At 60.2% G+C, this 17,303-nt stretch carries 19 protein-coding genes; 5 read left to right on the top strand and 14 right to left on the bottom strand.

The features are described from left to right. Positions 1-30: 30 nt before the first annotated feature. A complete protein-coding gene (locus AC0IXA_RS25495) occupies positions 31-1,083 on the top strand; it encodes an NAD(P)-dependent alcohol dehydrogenase (RefSeq protein WP_341639323.1) in 1,053 nt (350 codons plus the stop codon). 11 nt (positions 1,084-1,094) lie between these two features. Here the strand turns inward: AC0IXA_RS25495 and AC0IXA_RS25490 are convergent, their stop codons facing one another. The 9 genes from AC0IXA_RS25490 to AC0IXA_RS25450 all read right to left on the bottom strand — a co-directional run bounded on the left by AC0IXA_RS25490 (position 1,095) and on the right by AC0IXA_RS25450 (position 9,613). Then, positions 1,095-1,898, bottom strand: a complete 804-nt coding sequence (locus AC0IXA_RS25490) for an IclR family transcriptional regulator (RefSeq protein WP_130911919.1) — start codon at positions 1,896-1,898, stop codon at positions 1,095-1,097. A gap of 61 nt (positions 1,899-1,959) precedes the next feature. Beyond that, positions 1,960-3,270, bottom strand: coding sequence for an MFS transporter (locus AC0IXA_RS25485; protein WP_122507574.1), 1,311 nt, complete (start codon positions 3,268-3,270; stop codon positions 1,960-1,962). 177 nt (positions 3,271-3,447) lie between these two features. After that, entirely contained in the window at positions 3,448-4,596 is a 1,149-nt protein-coding gene (gene dgoD / locus AC0IXA_RS25480; RefSeq protein WP_016770960.1) for a galactonate dehydratase, read from the bottom strand. A gap of 61 nt (positions 4,597-4,657) precedes the next feature. Next, positions 4,658-5,278 carry a 2-dehydro-3-deoxy-6-phosphogalactonate aldolase gene (locus AC0IXA_RS25475; RefSeq protein ID WP_471814721.1) on the bottom strand — a complete coding sequence of 207 codons (621 nt, stop codon included), beginning with the start codon at positions 5,276-5,278 and terminating at the stop codon, positions 4,658-4,660. A 19-nt stretch (positions 5,279-5,297) separates the two neighbouring features. Further along, positions 5,298-6,287, bottom strand: a complete 990-nt coding sequence (locus AC0IXA_RS25470; protein ID WP_264365606.1) for a 2-dehydro-3-deoxygalactonokinase — start codon at positions 6,285-6,287, stop codon at positions 5,298-5,300. A 786-nt stretch (positions 6,288-7,073) separates the two neighbouring features. Then, positions 7,074-7,814 carry an alpha/beta hydrolase gene (locus AC0IXA_RS25465; protein WP_110646008.1) on the bottom strand — a complete coding sequence of 247 codons (741 nt, stop codon included), beginning with the start codon at positions 7,812-7,814 and terminating at the stop codon, positions 7,074-7,076. A 6-nt stretch (positions 7,815-7,820) separates the two neighbouring features. Then, positions 7,821-8,315 (bottom strand): PAAR domain-containing protein, encoded by a 495-nt coding sequence (locus AC0IXA_RS25460; RefSeq protein WP_471814720.1) that lies wholly within the window; start codon positions 8,313-8,315, stop codon positions 7,821-7,823. After that, complete coding sequence (locus AC0IXA_RS25455; RefSeq protein ID WP_136492937.1) at positions 8,312-8,974, bottom strand: hypothetical protein; 663 nt, start codon at positions 8,972-8,974, stop codon at positions 8,312-8,314. The genes AC0IXA_RS25460 and AC0IXA_RS25455 overlap by 4 nt, the downstream gene beginning before the upstream one ends. 159 nt (positions 8,975-9,133) lie before the next feature. Continuing rightward, entirely contained in the window at positions 9,134-9,613 is a 480-nt protein-coding gene (locus AC0IXA_RS25450) for a GNAT family N-acetyltransferase (RefSeq protein ID WP_064361472.1), read from the bottom strand. Between the two features lie 226 nt (positions 9,614-9,839). On the opposite strand from AC0IXA_RS25450, the gene AC0IXA_RS25445 reads away from it, so the two are divergent. The 4 genes from AC0IXA_RS25445 to AC0IXA_RS25430 all read left to right on the top strand — a co-directional run bounded on the left by AC0IXA_RS25445 (position 9,840) and on the right by AC0IXA_RS25430 (position 11,692). Then, positions 9,840-10,493, top strand: a complete 654-nt coding sequence (locus AC0IXA_RS25445; protein WP_471814719.1) for an HD domain-containing protein — start codon at positions 9,840-9,842, stop codon at positions 10,491-10,493. A 108-nt stretch (positions 10,494-10,601) separates the two neighbouring features. Beyond that, entirely contained in the window at positions 10,602-10,946 is a 345-nt protein-coding gene (locus tag AC0IXA_RS25440) for a hypothetical protein (RefSeq protein ID WP_341639318.1), read from the top strand. A gap of 44 nt (positions 10,947-10,990) precedes the next feature. Beyond that, positions 10,991-11,248 carry a hypothetical protein gene (locus tag AC0IXA_RS25435; protein ID WP_471814718.1) on the top strand — a complete coding sequence of 86 codons (258 nt, stop codon included), beginning with the start codon at positions 10,991-10,993 and terminating at the stop codon, positions 11,246-11,248. Positions 11,249-11,311: 63 nt separating this feature from the next. Beyond that, complete coding sequence (locus tag AC0IXA_RS25430) at positions 11,312-11,692, top strand: Rho termination factor N-terminal domain-containing protein (RefSeq protein WP_071173202.1); 381 nt, start codon at positions 11,312-11,314, stop codon at positions 11,690-11,692. Between the two features lie 145 nt (positions 11,693-11,837). Here AC0IXA_RS25430 and AC0IXA_RS25425 read toward each other — a convergent pair whose 3' ends face one another. From AC0IXA_RS25425 to araH, 5 genes are all read right to left on the bottom strand, one after another. Next, on the bottom strand, positions 11,838-12,767 hold the full coding sequence (locus tag AC0IXA_RS25425) for a PfkB family carbohydrate kinase (RefSeq protein ID WP_471814717.1): 930 nt from the start codon (positions 12,765-12,767) through the stop codon (positions 11,838-11,840). Further along, positions 12,760-14,226 carry a purine-cytosine permease family protein gene (locus AC0IXA_RS25420; protein WP_341639316.1) on the bottom strand — a complete coding sequence of 489 codons (1,467 nt, stop codon included), beginning with the start codon at positions 14,224-14,226 and terminating at the stop codon, positions 12,760-12,762. Before AC0IXA_RS25420 ends, AC0IXA_RS25425 begins: the two co-directional genes overlap by 8 nt. Positions 14,227-14,429: 203 nt before the next feature. Further along, complete coding sequence (locus AC0IXA_RS25415) at positions 14,430-15,428, bottom strand: ADP-ribosylglycohydrolase family protein (protein WP_341639315.1); 999 nt, start codon at positions 15,426-15,428, stop codon at positions 14,430-14,432. Next, positions 15,425-16,138: a GntR family transcriptional regulator gene (locus tag AC0IXA_RS25410; RefSeq protein ID WP_016770970.1), complete on the bottom strand. Its 714-nt coding sequence runs from the start codon at positions 16,136-16,138 to the stop codon at positions 15,425-15,427. The genes AC0IXA_RS25415 and AC0IXA_RS25410 overlap by 4 nt, the downstream gene beginning before the upstream one ends. Before the next feature lie 186 nt (positions 16,139-16,324). After that, positions 16,325-17,293, bottom strand: coding sequence for an L-arabinose ABC transporter permease AraH (gene araH, locus AC0IXA_RS25405; protein WP_471814716.1), 969 nt, complete (start codon positions 17,291-17,293; stop codon positions 16,325-16,327). Between the last annotated feature and the right edge of the window lie 10 nt (positions 17,294-17,303).

Below are 17,303 nucleotides of genomic sequence, written 5' to 3'. Positions count from 1 at the left end.
TCACTTGTCACTGTTTTTGCGAGGTCACCCATGTACACCGCCATCGGCTATGCCGCCCAGTCGGCCACCACTCCCCTCGCCCCGATGAAATTCGAACGCCGCAGCCCGCGCGCCGACGATGTGGCGATCGAAATTCTCTACTGTGGCGTCTGCCATTCCGACATCCATCAGGCCCGCAACGAATGGGGCATCGCCGTTTATCCGCTGATGCCCGGCCATGAGATTGTCGGAAAAGTCACCGCTGTCGGTGCGAATGTCACCCGTCACAAGGTAGGCGATCTGGTTGGCGTCGGCTGCATGGTCGACTCCTGCCGCAGCTGCGACGCCTGCCAGGCGAACCTCGAGCAATATTGCCTCGAAGGCCCGACCATGACCTACGCCACCCCGGACCGGGTCGATGGCAGCAACACCATGGGCGGTTACTCCGACAGCATCGTGGTCAGCGAACACTTCGTTGTGCGCATCCCCGAGAAACTGGCTCTGGCCAGCGCCGCACCGATTCTCTGTGCCGGTATCACCACCTACTCTCCGCTCAAGCACTACGGCGTCAAGGCCGGTGACAAGGTCGGGATTCTCGGCATGGGCGGCCTCGGCCACATGGGCATCAAGTTCGCCAAGGCGATGGGCGCGGAAGTCACGCTGTTCACCCGCTCGGCGAGCAAGGCTGAAGAAGGTCGCCGTCAGGGCGCCGATCACGTCATCGTCTCCACCGATGCCGAGCAGATGAAGGCCGCGGCCGGCTACTTCGACTTCCTGCTCGACACCATTCCGGTGCAACACGATTTGAACCCGTACCTCGACACCCTGCGTTTCGACGGCGTGCACATTCTGGTCGGCCTGATCGAGCCGGTGAACCCGCCCGTTCACGCCGGCAAACTGGTGATGAGCCGCCGCGTGCTGGCCGGGTCCTTGATCGGTGGTATCGCCGAAACCCAGGAAGTGCTGGATTTCTGCGCCGAGCACAACATCACCTGCGACATCGAAATGCTCGACATCCGCCAGATCAACGAAGCCTACGCGCGGATGATTGCCGGTGACGTCAAGTACCGCTTCGTCATCGACATGGCGACGCTGAAGGCCTAAACCTTCACGGCTTACACCTTCAAGCCCAGCTCCGCCGACAGCCGGGTTGTGACCCCTTTGAGCAGGGGGATCAACTCGGCCATTTTTTCCAGCGGCATGTACGGCACGGTGCTGGCGATACTGATCGCCGCGACTATGCCCTTGCTCGCATCACGAATCGGCGCCGCCACACAGCGGATCGACGGTTCGTTGTCTTCCAGATCGAACGCGTAGCCACCGGCAACGTATTCGCCCATGCGCTGCTCAAGCTGTTCCCACGACTGCTGGGGATGCTGCGGCCAGAACTGACTTTTGCCACCCGCCGGCAGGCTGATGTCGTACAGCCGCCGCCAATCCTGCGGCGAGTCATCGAGCATCAACGCCTTGCCGATCCCGGTGCGCACCAGCGGCATGCGATGGCCGACCCGCGAGCGCATTTCCGGGCCGTTGCGTCCTGGATTCTTCAGCAGGTACAGCACTTCGTCGCCTTCCCTGATCCCTAAATGTACCGTGTCGCCGGTCAGTGCCGAGAGCTCGTCCAGATACGGCCCGGCCAGGGTCACCAGTGGCAACTCTTCGCGGGCCTGAAAGCCCAGTTCGATCAGTTTCGGCCCGAGCAGATAACCGATTTGCGGCACCACGCGCAGATAACGCTCGTCGACCAGGCAACTGGCCAGGCGATGAGTGGTGCTGCGCGTGGTGCCGATCAGCCGGGCAATCTCCTTGAGATCGCGCGCGCCACTGGCCACCGCCTGCACCACACCGAGGCCGCGCAGCAGGGTCTGGGTGCCAGTGGGCGTGGCGTCCTTGGTTTTTTCCGGGGCGTCTTCCTGCATATCCAGCCTTTTACCGTTGAGCGAAGGAACGGGCGGCATTATGGTCGCCCGAGACTGAGCACTACAACTCGATACGCTCGACCTTGCCCACCAGCAGCACGTAGGACAAGGCACCGACCAGCGCGAGCACGGCGATGTAGGTGATCGCCGGCGCGAACGAATCGCCGCTGGCGAGGAAGCCGATCACGATCGGCGTAGCAATCGCCGACAGGTTGCCGATGAAGTTGAACACGCCACCGGTCAGACCGAGCAACCGCGCCGGTGCCAGCGTCGACACCAGTGACCAGGTGATCGACGCCAGACCGTTGCCGAAAAATGCCAGGGCGAGGAAGGCAATCACCAGCGGCGTCGACTCGACAAAGTTGGCGCCGATGATCGAAGTCGAAATCAGCAGCCCGCCAATGATCGGCAGTTTGCGCGCGAAGCCCACGGTGTAGCCGCGACGGATCAGGAAGTCGGAAAAGAATCCCGAGCACAACACACCGACGAACGCGGCAAGAAACGGCAGCGATGCGAGCAGACCGGACTTGATGAAGTCCATGCCGCGATATTTCACCAGATAGGTCGGAAACCAGGTGAGGAAGAACCACAGCGTCGAGTTCAGGCAGAACTGGCCAAGGTAGATGCCCCACAACTTGCGTTTACTGAGGACGATGCCCAGATCGGTCCAGCTGAATCTGGCCTTGACCTTAGCCGTCTCGGCCTGGATATCGACCAGCCCGCCGCCTTCACGAATCAGGTCGATTTCCGCCTGGTTGGTGCCTTTGAAATCGCGCGGCTCGCGATACACCGCGTACCAGATCAGCGCCCAGAGAATGCCCACCGCGCCCGTGGCGACGAACACCATGTGCCAGCCGAATGCATGTTGCAGCCACGCCAGTACCGGGGTCAGGAAGGCCAGACCGACAAACTGCCCGGAGGTGTAGAAACCGATCGCCGTGGCGCGCTCGCGCTCAGGGAACCAGGTCGTAACCACGCGACTGTTGATCGGATAGGCCGGCGCTTCCAGCGCACCGACGGCCATGCGCAGCACGAACAGGGCGATGAAGCTGCTGACGAAACCGAGCATCACTGTGGCCACCGACCACAGCAGCAGCGCGACGCTGTAAAGGATGCGTGGCGGCACGCGATCGACCAGCCAGCCGCCGGGTATCTGCATCGCGGCGTAAGTCCAGCCGAACGCGGAGAAGATCAGACCGACATGAACCGGATCGATGCCCAGCTCACTGGTCAGCGCTGGCGCGGCAATCGACAGGTTGCTGCGGTCGAGGTAATTGATGACCACGGTGATGAACAGCAACACCATGATGAAAAATCGCTTGCGGCTAGGCGTGACTAAAGACGCCTGCCCGGAGAGGGTATGCGTTTGCATGAGAGATGCCTCTTTTTATGTTTGTTGAGGTCATGACGCAGATCTCCTCTCCCTGGAGATCAAACTGTGGGAGCGAGCCTGCTCGCGAAAGCGTCGGGTCAGTCACATGGATGGCGGATGTGACATTGCATTCGCGAGCAGGCTCGCTCCCACAGGGATCAGTGCTGAATCAGGAGATCACCACTCGGCAAAGCTGCCATCGGCATGACGCCAGATCGGGTTGCGCCAGCGGTGGCCGACTGCCGCACGCTCGATCACGTACTCCTCGTTGATCTCGATGCCCAGCCCCGGGCCGTTCGGGATCTTGACGAAGCCTTGGTCGTAGTCGAAGACGCGCGGATCCTTCACATAGTCGAGCAAGTCGTTGCTCTCGTTGTAATGGATGCCCAGGCTCTGCTCCTGGATGAAGGCGTTGTAACAAGCCGCGTCGAGTTGTAAACAGGCCGCCAGGGCGATCGGGCCTAGCGGGCAATGCAGCGCCAGCGCGACGTCGTAGGCTTCGGCCATGTTGGCGATCTTGCGGGTTTCGGTGATGCCGCCGGCGTGGGAGGCATCCGGCTGGATAATGTCGACGTAGCCTTCGCTCAACACCCGTTTAAAGTCCCAGCGCGAGAACAGCCGCTCGCCGAGGGCAATCGGCGTGCTGGTCAGCGGCGCCAGTTCTTTCAATGCTTCGTAGTTTTCGCTGAGCACCGGTTCTTCGATGAACATCAGTTTGTACGGGTCGAGCTCCTTCATCAGCACCTTGGCCATCGGCTTGTGCACGCGGCCGTGGAAGTCGACGCCGATACCGACGTTCGGCCCGACCGCATCACGCACGGCGGCGACGTTGGCCAAGGCGAGGTCGACCTTCTCGAAGGTGTCGAGGAACTGCAGTTCTTCGGTGCCGTTCATTTTCACCGCCGTGAAACCACGGCTCACCGCTTCTTTCGCCGCACGCGCGGTGTCGGCCGGACGGTCGCCGCCGATCCACGAATAGACACGAATCTTGTCGCGCACCTGGCCACCGAGCAGATCGCTGACCGACACACCGAGGGCCTTGCCCTTGATGTCCCACAACGCCTGATCGATACCGGCCAGCGCGCTCATGTGAATCGCGCCGCCACGGTAGAAGCCGCCGCGATAGAGCACGGTCCAGATGTCTTCGATATTGCGCGGGTCTTTGCCGATCAGGTAGTCGGACAGTTCTTCCACCGCAGCCGCTACGGTATGCGCGCGCCCTTCGACAACAGGCTCGCCCCAACCGGTCACGCCCTCGTCGGTTTCGACCTTGAGGAAGCACCAGCGCGGCGGAACGATGAAGGTCGTGAGTTTGGTGATTTTCATCTCTGCTCTCTTTTGTAAATGCAGCTTTTATTAGATGCAGCGCACACAGCGCCAAAAAGTCTTAACGCAGGGCTTTCCAGGCAGCCACGTAGGCCTTGGCGTTGACGGCCACCTGCTCGGGCGTCATGCCCGGTTTGAACAGGCCGGAACCGAGACCGAAACCTTTCACACCGGCATCGATAAAGGCTTGCATGTTGTCCGGCGTAATGCCGCCGACCGGCGCCAGCACCGTGCCGGCTGGCAATACCGCGAGCCAGGCTTTGACGACCGCTGGATTCATTTGCTCGGCCGGAAACAGCTTGAGAATGTCCGCGCCCTCGGCCAATGCGGCGAAGGCTTCGGTCGGCGTGGCCACGCCCGGCGACAGGTACAGCCCCGCCGCTTTCGCCGCGCGCAACACTTTGGCATCGCTGTGCGGCATGACGACCACTTGGCCGCCAGCCGCTTTCACCTGCTCGACCTGCTCGGGGCTGAGCACCGTGCCGGCACCAATCAGGCAATCGGCGGGCAGCGCGTCACGCAGGATGCGGATACTTTCGTACGGCGATGGGGAATTGAGCGGTACTTCGATGACGCGAAATCCGGCGGAATACAGGACTTCTCCGACAGCCGCCGCTTCCTGCGGTTGCAGGCCACGCAGAATCGCGATCAGACCGTTTTGTGCCAGTGCTTGCTTGAGCATGTCAGGCCTCCAGTCAGGGTTAACGGGATGAGGAATCGATCAGTCCGGCGGCACGCGCCAGTTGCCACAGGCCACGCTCGGTGGCCTGCTCGGCCAGCGTCACCTGAGCAAAGCCGCAGGCGTCGAGGGCACGGCGATAACGCGCGCACAGCTGCGCATTGCCGATGAGCACGATCGATGGAAGATTCGCTTGATTGCGCCGGCGCCTCTGCACGTTGGCGAGTGCGGCCAGCTCATGGCCGATCATCAGGCCGGAGAGATAATCCGCTTGAGCAGTCGGGCTCAGTTCGCCGGTAAGACCGAGGGTACGGGCGCTGAACAAGGTCGACAGCACACCGAGCTCGGCATCCGCCGACAGCGCGATCTGCACGCCGCGATCGAACGCCTGCGCATCGAAGGTCGCGCTCGGTTGTTGGGTACGACCGAGGATGCTGTGCTCGCTGAGCACGGCAAACACTTCGCCGGTCATGAACGTGTCGAAATGGGTGATGCGGCCATCGACCACTTCCACCCATTTCGAGTGGCTGCCGGGCAGGCCGATCAGCAGATCGTTACCCGCCTCGGCCGGCAGACTCTGCAGCACGCCGAGGACTTGGGTTTCTTCGCCACGCATTACATTCGGCAGACGCGAACGCTGGATCACGCCCGGGACGATATGCACCGGCGTACCGCGCAAGCTGACAACGGTTTGTAGGGAATTTCCGAGATGGGCGACGTCGGCCGGCGTCTCGCAGTAAGCCGCCTCGCGCCAGCCCTGCGCACTGCCGACCATGCCGCAAGCGATTACCGGCAGATCCGGCTGCGCATCGAGCCAGTCACCACAGGCTTCGTCGAAGGCCAGTTCAAAACCATCGGCGCATTCACGGCCGTGGATGATTCGCGGGGTCTTGGGCAACTGCATAATCCCGGACGACAGCGCACGCTGCTCCAGCACCACACCGTCCGCCGCGAGTTTGTAAGCACGTAATGAGGTCGTCCCCCAATCGAGCGCGATCAATTGCGCCTGCATCGCTTCACCTGTTTTGTTTTTGGCAGTGAGTGCGACGGACTATAAACCCGAGGGACGGGAAATCTCAATATATAAATATCAATCCCACATTATGGGAAGCATCAACAGTAACGGTATCACCTCACTCAAAACGCCGCCCTTGGGCTGCAACGATGGCGATCGAATGCCGGGAAGGGCCGAGTCAGGCTTGCACGGACAAAAATGCAAGGTTCGCCATGCCGCTGCGGTCGGGAAAAATTCAGGGAGAGCGGCCCTCGAAAGAGGCAAGGCCGGACGGGATAGTTTTTATTTTGCAGGTTCAGTTGTCAGCAAATCCGCGCTAGGTACCCGCATAATCTTGGAAAAATACGTCTTGTATGTAGTGGAGTGGACTCTATACACACAGGAAAAGGAATCTCTGGCTTTTAAAAAGGGATCCAGTGTTTCCCCTTTCAGGCGCCTTTCTCCCCCCTCATCGTCTACCGACTCGTCAAAAATGACATCTGCCCTGTAAGTTAACGAGTCCGGCGAAACCCTCTCGATAAACCCGAAGCCGTACTGTTTAATTCGATGTGCCTGAGAAAAATCAAGGTCATTTGTCAACGAGCAGACCAGCCCACGCCCTATAGACGACTTGAACAGGCCGAGAAGTTCCACGTCGGACTTGAAATAAACTTGATAAATTCCGGTAGTACGAAGCCGCTCTGTCTTTTCGTATTTAAGGTTAGCAATGGGCCGACCATGATTCAAAGAACAAGCCGAGAGAACCGACATACATATTGTCAAGATTAAAACCTTCACAGGTTGTTACCCCTTAATCCACTTGAATATTGACTCCGCTACAATCTGTCGCGCTGACTTTCCACCGGGCAAGGCGTGAGCATACATAGAGTTGGCATCTGCGTGATTGATATCGAGCCGCCCCATGACGTTCGGTCCTTCGGAGATCTCCCATTGCTCACCGAAGTCTGCAACCAGATCTGACAGGTTCCAATCGACCGCGGCTGCCCTGATATTTACCCAATACTGCGCTTTAGGCTTGGGAACCTGACGATATATTTTCGAAATACCATATACGATTTTGCCGTGTCCTACGGGATCCAGGGTCACCAAAATTTTTATTTTGAAACCGCGCTCGGTTAAAACGGCAGACAAATGAGCACCGTTCCAGCCACCCAAACTGTGGCCAATGATATAAATCGCAGTATTGCAACTTGGAATTTTTCGAATAACGTTACGCTCCAAATCCTCCTCACTCATAAATGAGTTATAACCAAGAGGCAACGTCGTACAAGATTTCTGTATTTCCAGTGCTTCGATGTCCGCGTCGACCATGTCTCGCACATAGTCGACATTGTGATTGGGACCATCAACGTAATACCGTTCCTGATCGCCAGCTCCACCAACAAGAAAAACCATTGCATCGCGGATGCTTACTGTTACTTGCTTGACCGATTGATCTGTCTTGCAAGTAAGTGTATGACTCACGGGATCCCTTTTCGCCATTGGCGGTGGTGGAGCCTCTGCTGTAGCACTTCCATTTGCCATCTCTAATTACTCCACAAGTAATTTAATCGTCTCAGCCAGGTGAGAACTGACGGTATGGGTAAATCCCGCCGCATCCGTCACGCCAGACTCTTCACTGCCGTCACCCCGCTGAATGATGTAAGGGTGATAAGAGACCGGCTCTCCGGTGTCCTGATTGACTACTTGCAACCTGTCAGTGAAATGCACAGGCATCGGCAACAGCCCACTAAATGCGGCCCCTCCCCCACTTTGGCCGATGATCACCGTGCCCGAGCCACCGATCACGACATTGCCATGCCCACCAGTGCTATCGAGAATCGCGGCGTTCAGGCCGTTAATGAAAACAGTGCCGGAGACCGCTCCGGTGATAGGGCTGCCACACGCTGATTTATCGGTCATGCGGGCAGCAGCGAGGCCGTCGAAGAATACGTCCGGCGAGCCGGAGACAATCGGGTTGGTGCCGTGACCTGGCAGTGGGCAGGCGGTTGGGTCGGAGACGCGAGCTGCGGGTTTACCACTCAATTCAAAGCTCCTTGCTTAAGGGGTGCCGGGGATGGCTGATAGATGTCGATGTCGGTCGCGGCAAAGCGCCAGCGATTGTCGACTGGGTCGAACAAAGCATGACAATGCTCACGGCTTTCAGGTGATGTCGCGGTTTGTATGGCACGCCAGGCTTCGTTGGCTTGCCAACTCAACTCGGCAGGCGTTGCATCATCAAGTTCGTTGAGCCAGGCGTTGTAGTTGCGCAGGTGATTGCGCTCGAAAGTCGATTGCAGCAAGTCGCCCATTTCCACGCCAAGGTCCAGATGATGCCTGGAGGTCCAGCGCCCTACTTCGGAGTAGACGTGCCAGCCCATCGGGATCAACGCACCGTTTTTCAACAGAGAATGACCGGCGAGAGCGACGAAGCCGCAACAGATGTGCAGCATCAGCCAGCCTTGATGAGCGTCGATAATCGCAGTTGGATCAAAGGTTCTCAGCGCTACCACACGGTATTCGCCGAGGCCGGCGCTGCGCGACATCAACTCAGCGTCGAGCCGCGACACGAAAGCCCGTATAGCCAGGCCGCCAGTGCGCTGGGCCATGCAGAGAATTTCGACAGCCTGTCGATTCGGGTCGTCAGAAGAGCCGGTAGTTTTCACCAGACCATACAGACGCATAGACGCCTGCAGTCCGCTCATAGCTGGTCACTCATTGACGCAGCGAGGGTTCCACAGGCGCGGAGAAATTTTGCCAGATGCATTGCAGGTGTCGTCCATGAGCGCGCAAAAATGGCGCACAGAATGCCGGACTAGAGCGGTGGCGACAACTGAATCAGTAGTAGATTGCCATCATTGTGCTCAGCCCTCGGCGAATTCGCGCAACACCTTGCCATCCATGCGATACCGCACCCATTCCTCCTGCGGTTGCGCACCGAGCGACTTGTAGAATTCGATGGCCGGGGTGTTCCATTCCAGCACGCTCCATTCGAAGCGGCCGCAGTCGTTGGCGCAGGCGATTTTTGCCAGGTGGCGCAGCAGGGTTTTGCCGGCGCCGCCGCCACGTTGTTCGGGGGTGATGTAGAGGTCTTCGAGGTACAGGCAATTGCTGCCCAGCCACGTTGAATAACTGAAGAAGAACACCGCGAAGCCGATCGGCAAGCCGTCGCGCAGGCAGATCAGGCCGTGGGCGGTGGCGCCGTCGCCGAACAGACTGCGTTCGATGTCGGCGACGCTGGCGATGACTTCGTGACGGGCCTTCTCGAAATCTGCCAGTTCGGTGATGAAGGCGAGGATTTGCGGCGCATCGCTGGGGGTCGCCGGGCGGATTTCGATCGTCATGGACAGGCCTTGTCTGCAAATTAAAGCGTCATACTAAGGCGCGCAGCGGCGCTCGTCACATGGCAAAACATACTGACCTGCCCAATTTACTGAACACTGTTGCCCTTGTGGGAGCGAGCCTGCTCGCGAAAGCATTCCGTCAGTTGAATCAACATCTGACTGAAATGACGCTTTCGCGAGCAGGCTCGCTCCCACAGTTGATATCGCAAATTCTGAAAGGATGCTTATGACCGTTAACTGTTTTGCGCCGATGGAAGCACTGGCATCAGCGCTTATTAGGCACACACTGGAGCCGTCAGATGACGGCGCCCACGACGTCGCCCACCTGCAGCGGGTGTGGCACACCGCACGCACCCTGCATGCAACCGAAGGCGGCGATCTGGAGGTTTTGCTCGCAGCGGTGCTGTTGCACGACTGCGTATCGGTCGAAAAAAACTCGCCGCTTCGCTCGCAAGCTTCGCGTCTGGCAGCGGACAAAGCTTCGTCCGTGCTGAAGGAATTGGACTGGCCCAACGAGAAAATCATCAACGTCGCCCACGCCATCGAAGCCCACAGCTTCTCTGCCAACATCACCCCAATCACGCTCGAAGCGAAAATCGTCCAGGACGCCGATCGCCTCGACTCGCTGGGCATGCTCGGTGTTGCCCGAACCTTCTATGTGGCCGGACGCATGGGCTCGGCGCTGTACGACCCGCAGGATCCCGAAGCGCTTGAGCGTGAGTACGACGACACGCGTTTTTGCCTCGATCATTTCCAGACCAAACTGCTACATCTGGCCGACGGTTTTCAAACGGTGACCGGTCAGCGCCTGGCGCACATTCGTCATCAACGACTGAAGGGTTTCATGGAGCAGTTCAAGGAGGAAATTGGCATCGTCTGAACAGCGGCCACGCGCCTCTGGCGAAGACCGTTCGTCGATCATCAGGCACCAATCCGTCACCAGGGCTGACCAACCCAGTGTAAGGATTCCAATCACTGGAGAAGCCCTATGATCCCGTCAAGGTTGACCGCTTTAGTCTTCAGCGCCCTGCTCTGCCCTGCGGTGTTCGCCGCCTCGTCCACGGCAGCGGGCACTGGCCCTACCGATCCGACCCCGCCACGCGCGCCCGCTATCAACAGTGCCCCCGGAATGAATACCGATGGTTCCGGCGTGCCGCTGATCAATCAGCCACCCGCCACCGGCACCGACCCGCGCACTCAAGGCAGCGATCCGGGGCGTCAGGGTGGCATGAACACGCCTGATTCTCCTGGCACTGCGCCTGACAATGCCGGCCCCGGTGTCGGCTCGAAGACCACCACTGGTGGCTCCGGTTCCGAAGGTGCCGGTCAGTAGTTCGCCGACGCGAGCGCCCTATTCACTCCCATGAAGAGGTAACCATGAACGTCGACAAAGACCTGGAAAAAGAAGTCCTCACCCGCCTGCTGCACGCCCATCCCAACGGCCTGGGCAAGGAGGTGCTGGACAATTACCGGGGCGAGAAAGTCGTGGCCAGCGCCCTCGCCGCCCTGCAGGATCGCGGGCTGATTCATCATGGTCATGTGACCATGAGCGAAGCGGGCGAACACTCGCTGAACCTGCCGATCAAGCTCAGCGCGGCTGGCGTAGAAGCCGCACAGAAACTCGATCAGCAATAGTTCCGAAGCCGCTCGCTGCAGGCGTGGCGAGCGGTTGAATCTGCACACAGGAGGAGAAATCCCATGCCTCGTGGAAGCAAAGACAAATACACCAGCGAACAGAAGCGCAAAGCCGAGCACATCGAAGACAGCTACGAGAAAAAGGGCGTGTCGAAAGATGAGGCTGAGGCTCGCGCCTGGGCGACGGTCAACAAACAGTCCGGTGGCGGCGAGAAGTCCGGTGGCTCCGGGCGCAAGAAGCCCGCCAGTGCCAAGTCGGAAGATCGCAAAGAGTCATCGCGCCGCGCGGTGGCCAGCCGCAAGGGCCATTCACGCAACAGCGAGACTTCGAAGGATACGCAGACTGTCGATAGCCTGATGAAAGAGGCCCGGGCGAAGAACATTCCGGGGCGCTCGTCGATGCGCAAGCAGGAGTTGATTGAGGCGTTGCGCAAGGCGAGCTAGAACGACGCCCACTGTAGGAACCGCCGAAAGCTGCGATCTTTTGCTTTTCAAGATCAAAAGATCGCAGCCTTCGGCAGCTCCTACAGAAGATTTGTGTACGACGTAGATCCAATGTGGGAGCGAGCTTGCTCGCGAAGGCCTCATGTCAGTCGCCGCAGGACTCGCGGATAAACGCATCCACCTCAGCCGTCCCCGGCGCTGTAGCCGGCCCCCACCGAGTTACCGCCAACGCGGCTGCCGCATTCGCCCGCCGCGCCGCCTCCAGTGCATCCAGCCCCTGCGCCAACCCGGCCACAAACACCCCGGCATGCGCATCACCAGCGCCATTGCTGTCCACCGCTTTCACTGCAAACCCCGGCACCTGCCGGCGCTCACCACGCTGCTGAATCCAGCAACCCTGCGGCCCGTCGCGCACGACCATCAGCACACTTTCCGGCAGCAGTTCCGCGAGGCGATCCATCGCGATACCAATCTCATCAGCTCCGGTAAACCGCAGCGCCTCGACACTGTTGCTGGTCCACACATCAATGCGCGGCAGCAACGTCTGCATCATCGGCGCGTCAGGTGACTCCACCAACGGCCCTGGATCGAACACCACGTTGACCGACGCCGGCAGTGCCAGCGTCCAGTCGAGCAACGCCTGCGCCTTGCCCTCGTGCAGCAGACTGTAACCGCTGAGATAAACGTAATCGCCGGGCTCGGCAGCCACACTGTTCAGGTCCTCCTCGGTCACCTCGCCTTCAGCGCCGATGTAGGAAATGAAACTGCGTTCAGCCGAAGCGTCGGTCAGCGCCACGCACAGACCGGTATCGCGCTCGGCCGGTTCGCGGATGCCGATGCAGATACCTTCCGCCTGCATCGCTTGGCGCGCCAGGTCACCAAAACGCCCCGTGCCATGGCGACCGAGGTAAACCACCGGCAGACCGTTACGCACCGCAGCGGCCATCACGTTGAAACCGCCGCCAGCTTCGAACCCCGCCGACTGCGCCAGCACGTCGCCGCCTATCTGCGGCAGTTTATCCACGGCCATGACCAGGTCGATGATGACCTGGCCGGTGTGCAACATCTTAGGCATGAGCATTCTCGGGTTGCGCGGCGCGGCGATCTTTCGCACCGCCAAGTACCAGGTAAATGCCACCGGCGACGACGAAGGTCACGATCCAGCCGAGGCCGTTGTGGCCTAGCCAGGAGTCGGACAGAAAGCCCTTGAACCAGACGTTTTCCGCCGTGGTGCCGATGGTGGTGAAGCTGAAACCAAGCACGATGGCGATCGCCCACGCGCCAAATGCGCGCCACTCGATGCCGCCGCGATACCAGTAGGCGCTGCTCGGGCTGACGTCGAGCAGGTCTTTGGGGCTGTAGTAGTGGCGATGAATCAGGTCGACGACGAAGATCCCGACCCAGGCAGTGATCGGCACTGCGAGCAGGGAAATGAAGGTGATGAACGGGCCGTAGAAACTGTCGGCGATCAGCATGAAGTAGATCGAACCGGCGAAGATCGCGACAATGTCGACCACGACCGCGTAGACGCGTTTGACCTTCAGGCCCAGAGTCAGCGTGGTCAGGCCGGCGGAGTACACCGACAGGTTGTTCGACAGCAGCAGGCCGCCGAACGCGGTGATCAGGTACGGCACGGCCATCCACGTCGGCAGCATGTCGCGGATCGCCACGATCGGATCAGTCGCCGACGCCAGATCATTGTTGCCGACCGACAACAAGCCGCCGAGAGTGATCAGCAGCACCAGCGGAATGCCCGCGCCGAACGCCGCCGACGCCACCAGGCGTACAGCCTTGACGCTGCGATGCTGATAGCGCGACATGTCGGCACCGGCGTTGGCCCAGCCGATGCCGGTGCCGGCGGCCATGGTGCCGATGCCGATGATCATCGCGCTCAGTGGTGCTGGCGTGGCGTTGAATACCGCGCTCCAGTCGATGGTCGCGCAGAGGAAACCACCGACGAGAATGTTCAGCGCACCGAACACGTACGTCGCCCACTTCTGGATCACCAGCAAAGTCGCGTGGCCGAGGCCGGACACCGCCAACGTCAGCAGGACGAAGATGGCGATGAAGATCAGCGTCAGTACCGGCGCACTTTTCGCCTCGACCGGCGAGCCGAACAGGATCGAGCACAGCGACAGCAGGACAAACGCCGCAGTGGTGGTGTTGACGGTTTCCCAACCCAGACGCGACATCAGCGAAACCAGCGTCGGGCCGATGTTGCCGCGTACGCCGAAAATTGCCCGGGACAGCGTCAGACTCGGCGCGCGGCCACGCCGCCCGGCAATCGAGATGATCCCGACCACGGCAAATGAGCCGGCGGCACCGAGGATGGCGACGATGATCGCCTGCCAGATCGCCAATCCGCGAAACGCCACCAGCGTGGCGCCCAGCGGCAGGCCGAGGATGGAAATATTGGCCGCAAACCAGACCCAGAACAGTTGCAGCGGATGACCGTTGCACTCGGCTTCCGGTACCGGCTCGATGCCCCGGGTTTCCAATTGCCCGACGCTTTGCCCGGCGGTTGATGAACTCATGAAAAATGCTCCTGTTTGCCTTTTTTGTGGTTGTGGCAATGATGCAAAACAACAAGACAACCGGCCTTCCGAGGCCTGTCTGTGCGATCCATTGCTGTGTGAATTCTTTAGAAATGCGCCGCCCCTTTCGCGAGCAGGCTCGCTCCCACAAGGAAATGCATTCCAATTGTGGGAGCGAGCCTGCTCGCGAAGAGGCCAGCCAGTCAGCGCAAGGCCAACAGCCCCTGCACCAAAGGCTCAAGCTCCAGCTGATTAACAGCTTTCACCGTTTCGATCATCTGCTCCGGCCAGCACTCAAGGCCCAGGCAAGCCCCGAGCATGGCGCCGAGAATCGCCGCGATGGTATCCGTGTCGCCGCCCAGGCTGGCAGCCATGCACAGCGCTTCGAATGCCGTCATTTCACCGATGGCCACTTGCTGGGCCAGGGCGAATGAAACCACCACCGACTCCTGCGAAGCCACCGATGTGCCGATTACGTCGTAGAGCAGATCCGCCAGCAGCGCCTTGTCGCTGTCGACACTGATGCTGCGCGCCCAACTGATACGCGAGGCTATGCGCCCGCCAGCCACCCAATGCCCGTGGGCTTCGGCCTGCTGGGCGATCTGCTGGCCGAGGTTCAGCGCCTCGCCGAGATCGACGTCATTGATGCCAGCAGAGACCACCGCCGCCACCGCCGCCGCACTGGAAATTCCCAGCGTGGTGTTATGCGTCACTTGGCAAGCCTGCACGACCGCCGCAATGAAGCGCTGCGGATCGGCCACGTTCGCGGCAATGCCCACCGGGGTGATGCGCATCGCCGCGCCGTTGGTAGTGCCGTAGCGCCCGGCTTCTTCCGGCGAATGCCCGGCGAGGATCATTTCAATGGCGCGTTTGGTCGAGGGGCCGAGCAAGTCCTGCGAGCCTTTGGCCTGCATCTCGGCTTCCCATTCGATCAAGCGCTGGGCGAGGACCGCCGGCTCGATGCGGCCGTGGCCTTCGACCAGTAATTCGCCGACCAGAATCGCCTGCTCGGTGTCATCGGTGATCGAGCCTTTGGGCATGTTCGCGGCGATTGGTTGCAGTGGGCCGGCGTCTTGCAGATCAGTGATCTGGCCGAAGCGCGCCTTGATCGTTTCGCGATCGAGCGATTGCGTCGGCATGCCCAGCGCGTCACCCAGGGCCAGACCATAGAAAGCGCCAAGCGCACGATTGAGCGCGGTCATTTCGATTCTCCGAATTGCAGGTGCAGACGAAAGTGCACCGGGTCGAGCAGGCTTTCAACCTGCTCCATGAAACGGTTCTGCCGGTCGTAGGTGGTGCGCAGGGCTTTGAGAAACACCGTGCCGACCGGGCGACCGAGCAGCTCGGCGTCTTCGGCATTCAGCGGCTCGGCGCCGATCCACTGATCGCCGCGCTCGCCGATATAGCCGTAGGCGGCCAGGGTGATGGTCAGGGAATTGTCGATCAAACCGACGCGAGGCAGGCTTTCCAGGCCGCCGTTGGCCGGCATCAAGGATCGTTCCAGAGACACCAGCGTACCGTCGGTGGCGCGCCGGCGACGGTCGAGGGTGATGAATTGATCGGTGCCGAAACGCACCAGCAGATCCGGGCGAGTCACCGCTTCGAGGCGCAACACTTCGGTATTGATCAGCGCCCCGCTGTCGGCCAATGCCTGCGCCCAGCCGCTGCGCTGATCCAGCGCGACACCGTCGAAAGTGACGATGGAGCCGACACCGCTCTGCGTGGCGATGTAATTACGCCGCTTCAGTTCGGCCAGCGCCTCACGCAAGGTGCCACGGCTGACCTGGAATTCTTGAGCCAACTGATGTTCGCCGGGCAACAGAAAACCGTCCTCCATGAGGCCGCTCTCGATGCGTCGGACGAGCTCGTCGACCACCCTTTGCTTCTTGTCGAATCGTACCTGTCTAATCATGTACAAATTGATAACCGAAACGGTCGCTGACGAGCAAGAATTATTTAAGGGAGATGACAGAAGGCAGGAATGGCGCGATCAACTGTGGGAGCGAGCCTGCTCGCGAAGGCGGTATCCCTGACACATCAACGCTGGATGTGCCAATGCCTTCGCGAGCAGGCTCGCTCCCACAGGGAAGTGCTTGTGTCAGCGCTGTTTCAAGCGGTCGATGACCACGGCCAGCAACAGAATCGAACCCCGAATCACATACTGATAAAACGTATCGATATTCTTCAGGTTCATCGCGTTTTCGATGATCGCCAGAATCAACACCCCGGCAATCACATGGCGAATCATGCCGATGCCGCCACTCAACGAAACCCCGCCCAGCACGCAAGCCGAGATCACCGTCAGTTCAAAACCCTGACCGATCATTGGCTGCCCGGAAGTCATCCGCGACGCCAGAATCACACCCGCCAGCGCACCGATCACACCGTGCACGGCGAAGATGATGATCTTGGTCCGGTCGACGTTGACGCCCGCCAGCAGCGCCGCTTCCTGGTTGCCACCGATGGCCATGGTGTTGCGCCCGTAGGTGGTGTAGTTCAGCAGCCAGCCGAAGAACAGGAAGCAGACGATGGTGATCAGGATCGGCACCGGCACGCCGAACAGCTGGCCATTGCCGAAGACGAAGAACGATTCCTGCGAAACGCCGACCGCTTTGCCGTTGGCAAAGATATAGGCCAGACCGCGAACGATCTGCATGGTCGCCAGCGTCGTGATCAGGGCATTGACGCGCAACTTGGCAATCACGATGCCGTTGATCAGCCCGACGATCAGGCCCATCACCAGCGCCGCACTGACCCCGAGGAACACGCTGTTGGTGTCACGCATCACCACCGCCGCGACCACGCCGGCACAGGCGATAACCGAGCCGACCGAGAGGTCGAAGTGCCCGGACGCCAGGCAATAAAGCATGGTGCACGCGGCGATACCGGTGGTGGAAATCGCCAGGCCCAGGCCACGCATGTTCAGCGGCGAGAGGAAGTTGTCGATCAGCAATGTGCAGGCGACAAAGATGCCGATCGCCGCCATCAGCATGACCCAGTCATCGAGGAAGCGCCGCATGTCCAGCGGTTTGCGCTCGGTCGGCAGGGTTTCGTTTTGCGTAGTCATCATAGTCACC

The organism is Pseudomonas sp. AC083 (genome assembly GCF_979253165.1).
Note: the sequence above shows the minus strand (reverse complement) of the source record. Positions and strands in the feature narration are given on the sequence as shown.

Excerpts from the sequence above, each read along its gene's own strand:
- AC0IXA_RS25470 (WP_264365606.1), bottom strand. The coding sequence starts at position 6,287 with ATGCAGGCGCAATTGATCGCGCTCGATTGGGGGACGACCTCATTACGT.
- AC0IXA_RS25415 (WP_341639315.1), bottom strand. The coding sequence starts at position 15,428 with ATGACCGCGCTCAATCGTGCGCTTGGCGCTTTCTATGGTCTGGCCCTG.
- AC0IXA_RS25495 (WP_341639323.1), top strand. The coding sequence starts at position 31 with ATGTACACCGCCATCGGCTATGCCGCCCAGTCGGCCACCACTCCCCTC.
- AC0IXA_RS25410 (WP_016770970.1), bottom strand. The coding sequence starts at position 16,138 with ATGATTAGACAGGTACGATTCGACAAGAAGCAAAGGGTGGTCGACGAG.
- AC0IXA_RS25435 (WP_471814718.1), top strand. The coding sequence starts at position 10,991 with ATGAACGTCGACAAAGACCTGGAAAAAGAAGTCCTCACCCGCCTGCTG.
- AC0IXA_RS25450 (WP_064361472.1), bottom strand. The coding sequence starts at position 9,613 with ATGACGATCGAAATCCGCCCGGCGACCCCCAGCGATGCGCCGCAAATC.
- AC0IXA_RS25490 (WP_130911919.1), bottom strand. The coding sequence starts at position 1,898 with ATGCAGGAAGACGCCCCGGAAAAAACCAAGGACGCCACGCCCACTGGC.
- AC0IXA_RS25475 (WP_471814721.1), bottom strand. The coding sequence starts at position 5,278 with ATGCTCAAGCAAGCACTGGCACAAAACGGTCTGATCGCGATTCTGCGT.
- dgoD (WP_016770960.1), bottom strand. The coding sequence starts at position 4,596 with ATGAAAATCACCAAACTCACGACCTTCATCGTTCCGCCGCGCTGGTGC.
- AC0IXA_RS25440 (WP_341639318.1), top strand. The coding sequence starts at position 10,602 with ATGATCCCGTCAAGGTTGACCGCTTTAGTCTTCAGCGCCCTGCTCTGC.
- AC0IXA_RS25485 (WP_122507574.1), bottom strand. The coding sequence starts at position 3,270 with ATGCAAACGCATACCCTCTCCGGGCAGGCGTCTTTAGTCACGCCTAGC.
- AC0IXA_RS25465 (WP_110646008.1), bottom strand. The coding sequence starts at position 7,814 with ATGGCAAATGGAAGTGCTACAGCAGAGGCTCCACCACCGCCAATGGCG.
- AC0IXA_RS25445 (WP_471814719.1), top strand. The coding sequence starts at position 9,840 with ATGACCGTTAACTGTTTTGCGCCGATGGAAGCACTGGCATCAGCGCTT.
- AC0IXA_RS25430 (WP_071173202.1), top strand. The coding sequence starts at position 11,312 with ATGCCTCGTGGAAGCAAAGACAAATACACCAGCGAACAGAAGCGCAAA.
- araH (WP_471814716.1), bottom strand. The coding sequence starts at position 17,293 with ATGACTACGCAAAACGAAACCCTGCCGACCGAGCGCAAACCGCTGGAC.
- AC0IXA_RS25455 (WP_136492937.1), bottom strand. The coding sequence starts at position 8,974 with ATGAGCGGACTGCAGGCGTCTATGCGTCTGTATGGTCTGGTGAAAACT.
- AC0IXA_RS25425 (WP_471814717.1), bottom strand. The coding sequence starts at position 12,767 with ATGCCTAAGATGTTGCACACCGGCCAGGTCATCATCGACCTGGTCATG.
- AC0IXA_RS25420 (WP_341639316.1), bottom strand. The coding sequence starts at position 14,226 with ATGAGTTCATCAACCGCCGGGCAAAGCGTCGGGCAATTGGAAACCCGG.